The sequence below is a fragment of the Psychrobacter sp. A3 genome (assembly GCF_028823565.1).
Lineage (GTDB): Bacteria > Pseudomonadota > Gammaproteobacteria > Pseudomonadales > Moraxellaceae > Psychrobacter > Psychrobacter celer.
The window spans coordinates 36,524-49,527 of record NZ_JAPEHS010000005.1 but is presented as its reverse complement, the minus strand read 5'-3'; the positions used below and the strand labels follow the sequence as shown (position 1 = coordinate 49,527).

The following is a 13,004-nucleotide window of genomic DNA, read 5'->3' as shown; positions in this document are numbered from 1 at the left end:
ATATTAAGAATACATAGCGTCATTTATGAGGCTGAGTTTGATGGCTGACGTAATTTTAAAAGTTGATACGCGAACTTAAATAGCCCATCAGTAGCATTATTTGCCAATACAAAAACTACCAAATATCTTACCTAGTAAGTCATCAGCACTAAACTCTCCGGTGATCTCACCGAGGCTTAGTTGTGCTTGACGCAGGCTCTCAGCCACCAGCTCCCCGGCTTGAAAGACCGTCAGCTGCTCATGCGCTTCTGTTAAGTGCCCAGCTGTCCGTCTAAGCGCATCTATATGACGTGTACGGGCGATGAGGCTATTCTCTGGTGGATGAAAACCAACCTTAGCACACAATGTCTCGATCAATGTCTCGATACCAGCGCCTGTTTCACATGAAACATTGACTTGCTCATAACCACGCTGAGTAATTTCGTTTTGTGAGCTCGCCATTTGCGCTTTATCGTGGGCATCAGTGAGTAAGTCGCGTTTATTGGCGATAATCAGTAGTTTTTTGGCTTCTGGGAGCTTACCAAATAGCTGCTCTGCCAGCTGTAGCGGTGTGCTGTCTTCTGCAAGGTCGCGGCTGACATCGTAGACCATCAGTAGCATATCGGCTTGTGTGATGGCGGTACGCGCGCGCTCAATTCCGATGCGCTCGACAGTGTCGTCGGTATCGCGCAGACCTGCAGTGTCGGTGAGGTGAAGGGTCAGGCCGTTAAGGACGACGGTCTCTTGTAGCGTATCTCGCGTGGTGCCTGCCACATTGGTCACGATGGCTCGCTCTTGCCCTGCCAGACGATTAAGCAAGCTTGATTTGCCCGCATTAGGCCGCCCTGCCAACACCACATGAATCCCATCGCGTAACAGCTGGCCTTGTTTTGCCGTTTCCAGCACTTGCCGGATTTTATCTTGCGTTTGCTCAAGCTTGTCTTGAATCACGCCATCCGATAAAAAATCAACGTCCTCTTCATCAGGGAAGTCGATAGCAGCCTCGACGTGCAAACGCAAATGAATAAGTTGCTCTAATAGCTGATTGATCGTTTGCGAAAACTCGCCGCTGAGCGAGCGGATGGCACTACTGGCAGCAGCGGCACTGGTTGCATCAATGGCATCAGCGATTGCTTCTGCTTGCACCAGATCCAATTTATCATTATCAAAAGCACGATAAGAGAACTCCCCTGCACCCGCTTGCTTGGCACCCAACTCAAATACGCGGGCGAGCAGCTGATTTTGCAAAATCATGCCACCATGTCCTTGCAGCTCGATCACATCTTCACCTGTAAACGAGTGCGGGCCTTTGAAGTACAACACCAAGCCTTCATCAACGATGGTACCATCCGCTTGATAAAATCGGCAAAAACTGGCCATGCGCGGTGTAAATGCTGTCTTGCCCGTCAGCTGACACGCAATATCATAGGCACGCGCACCTGATAACCTTATCACGCCGACACCGCCGCGCCCAAGCGGCGTCGCAATAGCAGCAATCGTAGCCAATCCTGATGGATGAGGCGTATTAGATGTAGCAGGTACGGCTTGCGCCAGCTCAAAAGAATCCACAATCATTCTCATTAGTTAAAAGTCCCATTATAGACGGCTAAAGAGCGACTGACAAAGCCAAACTTAATATAGCAAATCTTGCGTTTACCGGTGTATGACAAAGCGATTGTAAAATACTAACAAATAAAAAAACCACCGCCGCTGCGATGGTTTTTAATGATAACTAAAAATGTGAAGTGATTTAATCAAGTACCTTAGCGGTACGACGTTTTTGTTCTTCTTCAACTTTTCTGTTGACGATATATTGCTGCGTCATACTAAACAAGTTGTTCACCGTCCAATAAAGCACCAAACCTGCTGGGAAGAACAGCATAAATGCGGTAAAGATAATTGGTAAAAACTTCATTACCTTCGCTTGCATCGGATCAGCTGGCTGCGGGTTTAGCTGTTGCTGTACAAACATCGATGCACCCATCAGCAATGGTAAAATAAACCAAGGATCCATCGCCGAGAGATCTTGAATCCACAAAATCCAAGGCGCGTGACGCAGCTCCACACTCTCAACCAATACCCAGTACAAGGCTAAGAAAATCGGCATTTGCAGCAAGATAGGCAAACAACCCGCCATCGGATTGACTTTTTCTTCTTTATATATTGCCATCATCTCTTGCGACATTTTCATGCGATCGTCGCCGTACTCTTCTTTTAGTGCCTGCAGTCTTGGGGCGATAGCACGCATCTTCGCCATCGAATAGTAACTTTTATTCGAAAACCACATAAGAGCGATCTTCACCAAAATCGTCAGAACAATAATGGACCAACCCCAGTTGCCAATGACTTTATGAATGCCATCAAGAATCGCAAATAAAATCTTAGATATTGGCCACAATAACCCATAATCAACGGTCTGATTGAGCCCTACGGCGACTTCTTTAAGCTCAGACTGTACCTTTGGTCCTGCGTACAAGGTTGCATTGAGCGTCACTTGCTTGTTTGGCGCGACATTGACAGGCTGGCTATTAAAGCCGATAAAGTAGTCGTTACCTGTCTCGCGGCTAAAGAACTTACCCGTGAAGTTGCCAGGCGTCCAAGCAGAAACAAAGTAATGCTGCACGATACCCACCCAGCCTTTGTCACTGGTAGTATTCAGCTCACCGTCGTTGAACTTACCAAACTTTAGCTTATTATAAGGGTCGTCAGGCGTACCCCAAGCACCGCCTAGATAAGTCGCCATGCTGAGCGCGCCTTTATCAGACATACCAGGATCTTTGCTGTCATCACGCTTGAGCTGCGCAAACATTTGCCCTTGCCACGCATTGTTAGAAGCGTTTTGGATTTGATAACTGATATCGATCGGATATTTATCTTGGGTAAAGGTAAAGGTCTTAGTGATCGTTACGCCATCTTTTTTGTAAGTGAGCGGTACCGATAGCGTCTGCTGGCCTGCTTCCATCATATAGTTATTGGCAGTGTGGCTATAAACCGCGCGACCCTCTGCGGTGTCGATACCATCTTGGCCAATCAGACCCGACTGCGCCACATATACCCGATTGTTATTATTCTCTAATAACACAAAAGGCTTATCACTATCGAGCGTCGCATCATACTGTTTGAGCGCAGCATAGACGATATCGCCGCCTTCTGGATTGATTTTTATATCATAGCGATCTGTGGTGACTGTGATTAGAACGCCGCTCGCATCTACAGGCATCGTCTGTACTGGAATGTCACCTGCTGCACCAGTGGTAGACGGGATGTCAGCACCCACTGAGGTGATAGTTTCTGGCACCGTATCTACATCTGGCGCATCGGCATAATCATCTCGCCATGCCAAAATCAGCAGATAAGCGGTGATTAGCATCGCAATGATGATCATCACCCGAAATATCTTTTGCATAAATCTTTCCTAGATTGAAAAATTAGGGAATGAAAAATCAGGCATGTATCATGACCACCGCACAGTATTCACCCGTGTTTGGAGCGGCAATATCAGTAGTCAATCACATAAAATGTTCATTATTTTACTAAAAAACCGCTCTAAATGATACAAGAGTGTGGATAACTTGTGGGTAACTAAAGCGTTATCCTCAGCCAGTCCAAGCACAGATTTGCTCAGAGCACGCTCATTAGATGATTTAAACGTGAAACATAGCTTGTGGTGTCTCTAAATACATACAAACCTTGAGCAGTATGCCGAACAGGGGATAAGTATTGATAATGATAACTAGACAACGGTAACGGCACAAAATCAATGCCATGTCCGCCCAAAGGATGACAGCGACTCAAGCGCTTTAATAGCAGCCAGCTACCCGACCCCCCCCCATGCCATGCCAACGCCTGCTTGCCATAGTTAGAGCACGTTGGATAATAACGACAACGCGCCGGTATGATAGGGCTTATTACCTTTTGATAAAAAATAATAAAATAATAAATAAAATTATAAAAAACACTATTTACTATTTTTATTAAAAAATACATTTTATTTTTTTTCTATTTTTATTAAAATATTGTTTATTTGATTTTTTAAATCTTTACTACTTATACCTTTTAAAGGCTTTTTTATTATAAAAACAATATCTTTTTTTTCTAGATTAGAATACTTAATACGAAACTGCTCACGTATTTGGCGTTTGATTAGATTGCGCATCACGGCCGTGGGTACTTTACGCTTGGTGATCGCCATACCTACGCGTGCACCTCCATGCGTGTTAGTACGTACAAACGCCATCAAATGGCTTTGATGAAGTTTACGCTCTGGCGCATCAAACACCTCTTTGAACGCTGTAGGCGTGAGCAGGCGCTGCGCTTTGGTAAAGCGAGCATTGGGGGTCACTAAAGCAGTATGGGGCATAATCAACCTAGTTTTAGAGCTTACGATGGTAGCAAGAATAATAGCGTAAATATCAAAGCAAAGTATAGAGACAAAAAAAGCGCCAATATAGGCGCTTTTAATATATGACGATGTGTTAGTTGTGAAGACTGACTATCGCAATCTATAATTAATAGAAACACAACAAGCACATATGGCCATGCTTATCGCTATCTACTGATTATACAGTAAGGCGATGACGTCCTTTAGCGCGGCGACGGGCTAAGACCTGACGGCCTTTTTTAGTTGCCATACGTGCACGGAAACCGTGAGTACGTTTACGCTTGATCACGCTTGGTTGGAATGTACGTTTCATAACTCACCTATCAAAATAATGGGACTAAATTCGTAATAGCGGAGGATTATACCATTCCCTATTATTTTGGTCAATAAACTAATTTTCTTTATGACATTATCATTGAATCCGATAAAGACCTCTGTGCGTCTCAAATAATTTAGATACTTAAACATAATTTATCTAATAGTAACTGTCATCCAACCAGGTATTCAATGATCTCAAAATCGTTTAGTTATCCACAGTTTTCTGCCAACTCCATAATAATTAATTATTAATATATATAGATATTGTTGTTATTGGGGACGGTTTTTTCTGTGGTTAACTTGTGATTTATCTTTTATATCAGTTATTTGTGCTATGGGTAATGTTGTGGATAACTTGTGTATTGATTATGGATAACTGAGTGTTTTTACTTATCCCCAAAAGTATCCACAGTCTTATCCCCAAAATAGAGGATGTTATCCACAGGTGATTTGTGGTAGATTATCACCTTGTTTGGCGGACAAGAGACAGCATGTGGCTGTCTTTTTATTTGATTATCAAAAGCGAGCAAAAATATCGATGCTGGTAGTAGCGAAAGGCTTGCCTCTGGTGTCAGTTTGCTAGGAATTTGATATTAACGAGGTGATGGGTTTCATGATAGATACAGCCACTATTTGGGATAAGTGCCTAAATGACTTGCGTTACAGCGTCAAGGACAACGTATTTACCATGTGGTTACGGCCACTGTCAGCGCATCAAGAAGCCAGTAGTTTAATTATTCTTGCGCCCAATGATTATTTTGTAACTTACATCAAAAAAAATCATTTACAAGATATTCAGCAGCTGGTAGCTAAGCACAGCCAAGGCAGTATCGAAGAAGTGGTGGTGCGTGTAGACAATGCTGGTCGTCAGGTAGAAGATAATCCACAAGCGCAGTCAGGCTCTCTGTTTGTAGAGGATATCCCCTCCCCTACCCTTACTGACCAAAATTTTCAGACCGCGCATCATCATATGGCAAAGGCTGACATCGATACCAATACGCGTCAGGCAGAATTAATTGGCTCTGCTGATGCAAAATCGCTTAGCTATCTCAACCCTGACTTCACCTTTGAGACCTTTGTCACTGGTAAGTCTAACAATTTGGCTTACAAAGCCTGTTATGAGCTTGGTAAGCGCCAATCAAAAAACCGGCACAATCCTTTATTTATATACGGGCCTTCTGGGTTGGGAAAAACGCATTTGATGCATTCCGTTGCACATCGCTATTTAAAAAATAATCAAAGTTTTTATTATTTCACTTCCGAAAAATTTATTAATCAATTAGTTTATTCATTAAGAAATAATAAAATAGAAGATTTTAAGAAAAAAATAAAAAAAGTAGATTTGTTGATTGTAGATGATATTCATGTATTGGCTGGAAAGACAAAAAGTAGTAATGAGTTTTTGACGTTATTTGCTGACTTCACAAGTGGAGATAAACAGCTGATTTTGGCATCTGATAGACACCCCTCACAGATGACAGAGTTTGATGAGCGCTTTAGGTCGCGCTTTTCTTGGGGGCTGACGGTGGCTGTTGATCCACCTGAGATTGATACACGTGTACAGATTTTGCAGAAAAAAGCGGCTTCTTATGGGATGACGTTGCCTAAAGAATGTGCGCTGTTTATCGCGCAAAACGTCGTCTCTAATGTTAGGCGTTTAGAGGGCGCCCTAAACCAAGTATTTGCCAATGCCAACTTAACTGGCGCGCAAATCACACTAGAGATGGTGCAATATGCCCTAAAAGATATCGTTGCCATGCGTGTACAAGCAGTCAATATGGACAACATCCGCAAAATCGTCGCTGAATATTATGATGTGACAGTAAAAGACATCATGGGGCGCAAGCGTACCCGCAGTATCGCAAGACCGAGGCAGGTGGCCATGGCTTTGTCACGTGAGCTGACGGGTGATAGTTTTCCAGAGATTGGTCAGTCGTTTGGCGGCCGTGACCATACGACAGTGATGCATGCTTGTGATAAGGTCAATGAGCTGCGTGCAGCAGACCCAGCGTTTGATAAGGATTACAAGACGCTAGCCCTTATGTTACAAGCAGGTTAGCAGCTCTCAGTCTTACTATGTTTTAGCGCCATGATATGGTTTATACTATAGTCAAACCGACATAACATTGGCATATTTTATGTCATAGGCTACTGGTATTTATTTTGTGCAGCCTCTGTCTGCTTCGGTACAGAACGCAAGAAAAATGGATACCAGTAGGACAGTCCCTAAAATAGTTTAATTCTATCAATGTCTAGGCAGGCGTATACTTTATAGATTATCGTCAGTAGACAGGGTATGATTAAGCCACTATTTGTATAGTCGATTCACTGTAAAAGCGATACAGTGCAGCTGGTATAATTTTGCCCAGCATCTGTCAGCGTAGACACAGCAAGCAAGGAAAGTTTGTACCAGTTGACGTTCATATGAGCGTATCGATTTTATTTCGAACTGACTGTAGTTTATTTTTGTAAAAAAAAGAATCCTTTAAATAAGAGTAACTAAGCATGCAATTATCGATTAATCGAGAGTCGTTACTAAAAGCTATTAATTTGATCGCCAAAGCTGCTGATAAGCGCCACAATATGGTCATTTTAGGCAATATTAAGTTGCAGCTATCTGAGTCGCAGCTGATCTTGACGGCGTCTGACCTAGAGGTCGAGCTGACATCGACGTTGAAATTGCCTGCCGGTGCTTGTGTTGCTGCAGGGACGACCACGTTACCTGCCACTAAGTTAAAAGATATTTGTAAATCGCTGCCAGCTCAAGCTCAGATCAATTTGACCACGCAAGAAAACGAGCGCTGTTTGCTGACCAGCGGCAAGAGCCGTTTTACTTTGGGCACCTTGCCAAGTGAAGACTATCCAAGTCTAGGCAATCCAGAGAACATCACGCCGCTTATCATCAGTCGTAGCCGTCTGACGGATCTGATTCACAAGACTCAGTTTGCGATGGCTATCCAAGATGTGCGTTACTATCTGACTGGTATGTTGTTCGATGTCTCTCAGCAGCAGCTGACCACGGTGGCCACCGATGGGCACAGATTGGCATTGGCGCGTAGTGTGATCGATGTTAGCAGCGACCTAAATATGCAAGCTATTTTGCCTCGTAAAGCGGTCATTGAGCTTGAGCGCTTGGCCTCTGAGCTGGGTAAAATGCTGGGTGATAAAGACAATCCTGTCACCCTAAGCTTTGGCCGTGAGTTTTTGCAAGTCAGCTTGCCATTTGGTGAGGTGGATAGTGCAGGGCAGGTCAGTGATGATCTGGTAGTGACTTTTACTGCGCGCCTGATCGATGGTAAGTTTCCTGATTACCGCCGAGTCATGCCGAGCAATACGGATAAGTTGGCGCTGTTTAATCAAGAAAAAATGACAGAAGTACTGCGCCGTGTGGCAATTTTGAGTAATGAAAAATCTCGCGGTGTGGTTTTTAATTTTGCTACCGACGGTATGGTCGAAGTACGCGCTAACAACGCTGAGCAAGACGAAGCGGTCGAGGTGATTCAGGCGAAATATCAAGGTGAGCCGATGGAGCTGTCGTTTAATGCCGCGTATTTACAAGACGTATTGGGCGTCATCCAAGGCGATGTACAAATGCATATGAGTCAATCCAATGCCTCGGTGTTGGTCAATCAGCTAGGTGATGAGTTTCATCAGTATGTGATTATGCCAATGCGTATTTAGTGTTCGCGGTTTATCTACACTAAAAAAAAGTGTACGTGATTTTAACAGTATTACTAAGGCTGTTTTTTGCCAATTTAGATCAAAAACAGGCCTTAGTAAACTCTAAACTTTCGACTCAAATCAATTCTCAAACCCTTCTTTACCAAACGTTTATCTGCTAAATTAAGCGTTTTTAATAGGCGGCTGTCGCTATCATGATTGAACGTCTACAAATCTCAAATTTGCGTAATCTTACGCAGGTCAATTTGCATACTGCCGCCTGTAATGTGATGATTGGTGCCAATGGCAGCGGCAAAACCTCGTTGCTTGAAGCCATATTTTTGTTGTCCAGAGGCAAAAGCTTTCGCCATCATCAGCCTAAACGTTACATTCAGCATCATCAACACACTGCCACTGTTCATGCGCGCTTGAGCGATGGCAATACATTGGCGATCCAAAAGCAAGCCGATGCCACAACACTGCTGCGGCTCAATCAAAGCACCGTCTATAATCAAAGCATCTTGACTGAGCAACTACCGACACTATTAATCGATCCTTCTAGTATGGATATGCTAGAGCAGGGCAGCGCCAGTCGTCGCCAGTTGTTAGACTGGCTAGTGTTTCACATGAAACAAGGATTCCACCCGCAGTGGCTGGCCTATCAGCGCCTGCTAAAACAGCGCAATAGTTTATTAAAAAAAAGTAAGCATTTAACGCACGTACAGCTTGCTGAGTTGAGGTCTTGGGATAAAGGGCTTGGCAATCATGCCGCGCTTATTCACCATTATCGTCAGCACGTGTTTACAAAGTGGCAACCTTACTTTGCCGATAGCATCGCTCAGCTGTTGCCGAGTTACGCCGAGCAGCTGAGTCTAAGCTACCATGCAGGTTACGATACTGATGTGGCGCTAGAGGTGCAACTTGGTGAGCGCTTAGAGCAAGACTTGCAGTTGGGCTATACCCGTATAGGCAATCATCGCGCTGATATTCATGTCCATTGGCGCTCTAATGACACCGTAGCAACCAATGATACCATGCCACCTGACCAGCTACCTGCTGGCTCGGGCAGCAAGCAGGTAGTTGCTGACACCTTACCGATACTAAAAGAGCAAGCGGCAAATGTCTTGTCTCGCGGCGAAAAAAAGCTGCTCATCACCGCGCTACGTTTATCACAGTTGCCTTTATTGTTGCAGACAGATGCCACGACACAAGCAAGTACCAATGAAAACGAAAGAGTGCTCACCGCCACACCAGTGGTACTACTTGATGATATCACCGCCGAGCTAGATGAGAGAGCGATAGAGATATTATTATCCACGTTAGCCAAACTACCTTGTCAGGTGTTTATGAGCAGCCTGACCGCTGATATCACGCCTATGGTCAACGGTTTATGGTCAAACCCTATGGTGTTTCATGTGAAACAAGGGCAGGTTTTGCCTTTCTAAGAGCGCTCAATCTTGTCAAGCAGCCGTAATGAGCTTAACTATATCATCTGCGTTATTTTCTGATTTGATTCTCATACTTACCGGCACTTTATCTCACTTTTATGATCATTTTGAAATGAGGATACACCATAGGTTTTATTAAAATACCGTCCATCCTAGTATGACTGTCCAAAGCAATAAAACGACCAGTAAACAGTGACTTAGAAGCAAAAAAATGCTAAAATATGGCTTTATTTTTGTCCTGTTCTCAGCAAGTTGTTTTGTAGCGTCACGCAGTGGTTTTTAAGTTTTTAACTGTCTTTAAGTTTATGATAATAAACATGTTTTATTTACTTCTTTAGCTTTGATAAGACATAAAAGAGCAGAAGTTAATAGCAAGAAAATAAAATATGGTTTTTAAGCTTGGCTTAAATTAAGAAAGCTTTTATAAGGTACTGGCGACTCGTACTTTGGCTCACGACATAGCGCTACTGGTGTTAACTCTCCAGATTGGATTTGACATGATGTCATGCGGCTTCATCGTAGTGATGGGTCAATGGCAAACGGCTGATGATGGCTAGATTAAGGAATGCACATGAGTGATTCATTACCTAACGACCACGAGCAACTGACAGTCGGCAGCGTTGCCTCAACGACTGCTACAGCGGAAGGAGTGACTTCAGACTATAGCTCCAAAGATATTCGTGTACTTCGCGGCCTAGAGGCGGTGCGCGTGCGTCCAGGCATGTATATTGGCGATACCGATGATGGCACAGGCTTGCACCATATGGTCTTTGAGGTGGTGGATAACTCTATCGATGAGGCGCTCGCCGGTCACTGTGATCAGATTGATATTATCATTCATGAAGATGAGTCGGTTAGTATCATGGACAACGGGCGCGGCGTGCCTGTCGACATCCACCCAGAAGAAGGCGTGTCGGCGGCGCAGGTGATCATGACGGTACTACACGCTGGTGGTAAGTTCGATGACAACAGCTATAAAGTCTCGGGCGGCTTGCATGGTGTCGGCGTTTCAGTCGTCAACGCTTTATCAAAAAAGCTTGAGATGAATATCTGGCGTGAAGGCTATCATTACAGCCAAACTTATACTGATGGTGTGCCGGACAGTGAAATCCAGCAGATGGAAGCTACGGATAAGACAGGGACTCAAATCCGCTTTTATCCCAGTAGTGATGTGTTTACTGGTACTGTTTTTGATTATGATATCTTAGCCAAACGCTTACGCGAGCTGTCTTTTCTTAACTCAGGCGTGCGTATCGTCTTGACTGATGAGCGTATCGACAAGCGTCATGAGTTTGAGCACAAAGGCGGCCTGTCTGAGTTTGTCAGCTATATCAACGCAGGCAAAGAAGGCATCAATGAGGTCTTTCATTTTACCAGTGAGCAAGATGACGGTATCGCGGTAGAAGTGGCGCTGCAATGGACGGATACCTATAACGAAAAGGTGTTTTGTTTCACCAATAACATCCCGCAGCGCGATGGCGGTACGCACTTATCAGGGTTTCGCTCAGCGCTCACGCGTGGTCTAAACAGTTATATGGACCGCGAAAATCTGTTTAAGAAAGAAAAAGTCGCCGTCAGCGGTGATGATGCACGAGAAGGGTTAAGTGCGATTGTCTCAGTGAAGGTGCCTGATCCGAAATTCTCTAGCCAGACCAAAGACAAGCTGGTATCGAGCGAAGTCAAGTCAGCAGTCGAATCGGCGATGCACGATAAGTTTAATGATTATTTGCTTGAAAACCCAAGTGCGGCTAAAGCGATTGCCAATAAGATTATCGATGCCGCTAGAGCTCGTGATGCTGCCCGCAAGGCACGTGAGATGACGCGCCGCAAGACTACGTTAGATATCGCAGGTCTACCTGGTAAATTGGCAGACTGCCAAGAAAAAGATCCATCACTATCAGAGCTTTACATCGTGGAGGGTGACTCTGCGGGCGGATCGGCAAAGCAAGGTCGTAGCCGTAAAACTCAGGCTATCTTGCCGCTTAAAGGTAAAATATTGAACGTCGAGCGCGCGCGTTTTGACAAGATGCTATCGTCAGCTGAGGTCGGTAACTTAATCACCGCGCTTGGCTGTGGTATCGGACCTGATGAATATGATCCGGATAAAGTTCGCTATCACAAAATCATCATTATGACTGATGCTGACGTCGATGGCTCACATATTCGTACGCTACTGCTGACCTTTTTCTTCCGTCAAACGCCGGAGCTGATTGAGCGTGGTTATATTTATATCGCACAGCCGCCATTGTATAAAGTCAAAAAAGGTCGTCAAGAGCTGTATCTAAAAGACGATGAAGCACTAAAAGCTTATCTATTGTCCTCAACGATTGATAATACCAAGCTGCACGTCTCTGAAGATGCGCCAGCGATTACTGGTCAAGCGCTTGAGGCACTACTTAACGACTATAACCAAACGCAGCTGATAAAAGCTCGTTTGCAGATACGTTTCCCTGCCGTGATTTTGGATGCTTTGACGCACACGCCCAAGCTAAATACGGATATGACGTATGATAAGTCAGCGATGCAGGAGTGGCAGGCGCAGTTACAAACTCAGCTGAATCAATTCGGTGATGAGCTAAGCCCTGAGATTGAACTGGTCAATATCCATGAGCCGCAATCAGAAAATATGGACGCTGCTGCCGCTGATCTGCTGGGTATGACCCCCGCATTGACTGCTGATGAGAGTGAGGCGGCTGATAGCGATTCCTTATCGACCAAGGCCCAGTGGCTACCGCGTATCACGGTGTATGTGCATCAGCTGGCGCATCATTACTTGCTCGATGCTAGCTTTATCAACTCGGGTGAGTATAGTAAGCTGCTGCGTTTATCAGCGGAGTGGAATACTCTGTTAGAAGATAGCGCCTTTATTCGCCGTGAAGTGGGTAGTGGCACCACCAAGGATATTCCTATCCGCGATTTTGATTACCTATGGCAGCAAATGATGCTCGATGCGCGCCGCGGCCTAGCTATCCAGCGCTACAAAGGTCTAGGTGAGATGAATGCTGATCAGCTTTGGGACACGACGATGGACCCAGAGAATCGCCGTATGCTACGCGTTACCATCGAAGATGCTATCGCTGCCGATCATATGTTCACTTGTTTAATGGGTGATCATGTCGAGCCGCGCCGCGTGTTTATCGAAGAAAACGCATTAACGGTCTCTAACCTTGATATCTAAGGTTTAGCGTTTATACAAAATACCGCTTTGGTTTCCAAGG

The 13,004-nt window shown here is 44.7% G+C and carries 9 protein-coding genes; 4 read left to right on the top strand and 5 right to left on the bottom strand.

All coding sequences use genetic code 11. The features are described from left to right. Positions 1-96: 96 nt before the first annotated feature. The 5 genes from mnmE to rpmH form a co-directional block, all read right to left on the bottom strand. Entirely contained in the window at positions 97-1,554 is a 1,458-nt protein-coding gene (gene mnmE, locus NK638_RS01865) for a tRNA uridine-5-carboxymethylaminomethyl(34) synthesis GTPase MnmE (protein ID WP_446739795.1), read from the bottom strand. Positions 1,555-1,729: 175 nt separating this feature from the next. Further along, positions 1,730-3,385, bottom strand: a complete 1,656-nt coding sequence (gene yidC, locus NK638_RS01860; RefSeq protein WP_274631707.1) for a membrane protein insertase YidC — start codon at positions 3,383-3,385, stop codon at positions 1,730-1,732. Positions 3,386-3,600: 215 nt separating this feature from the next. Continuing rightward, positions 3,601-3,966 carry a membrane protein insertion efficiency factor YidD gene (yidD, locus tag NK638_RS01855; protein WP_274631706.1) on the bottom strand — a complete coding sequence of 122 codons (366 nt, stop codon included), beginning with the start codon at positions 3,964-3,966 and terminating at the stop codon, positions 3,601-3,603. A 1-nt stretch (position 3,967) separates the two neighbouring features. After that, entirely contained in the window at positions 3,968-4,339 is a 372-nt protein-coding gene (rnpA, locus tag NK638_RS01850) for a ribonuclease P protein component (protein ID WP_274631705.1), read from the bottom strand. Positions 4,340-4,538: 199 nt separating this feature from the next. Further along, positions 4,539-4,673: a 50S ribosomal protein L34 gene (rpmH, locus tag NK638_RS01845; protein ID WP_007394757.1), complete on the bottom strand. Its 135-nt coding sequence runs from the start codon at positions 4,671-4,673 to the stop codon at positions 4,539-4,541. 618 nt (positions 4,674-5,291) lie between these two features. Here rpmH and dnaA point away from each other — a divergent pair. From dnaA to gyrB, 4 genes are all read left to right on the top strand, one after another. Beyond that, positions 5,292-6,737, top strand: coding sequence for a chromosomal replication initiator protein DnaA (gene dnaA, locus NK638_RS01840; RefSeq protein ID WP_274631704.1), 1,446 nt, complete (start codon positions 5,292-5,294; stop codon positions 6,735-6,737). Between the two features lie 446 nt (positions 6,738-7,183). Beyond that, entirely contained in the window at positions 7,184-8,359 is a 1,176-nt protein-coding gene (dnaN, locus tag NK638_RS01835; RefSeq protein ID WP_075101301.1) for a DNA polymerase III subunit beta, read from the top strand. Positions 8,360-8,553: 194 nt separating this feature from the next. Then, entirely contained in the window at positions 8,554-9,783 is a 1,230-nt protein-coding gene (recF, locus tag NK638_RS01830) for a DNA replication/repair protein RecF (protein WP_274631703.1), read from the top strand. Positions 9,784-10,357: 574 nt separating this feature from the next. Continuing rightward, a complete protein-coding gene (gene gyrB, locus NK638_RS01825) occupies positions 10,358-12,964 on the top strand; it encodes a DNA topoisomerase (ATP-hydrolyzing) subunit B (protein ID WP_274631702.1) in 2,607 nt (868 codons plus the stop codon). Positions 12,965-13,004 lie beyond the last annotated feature (40 nt).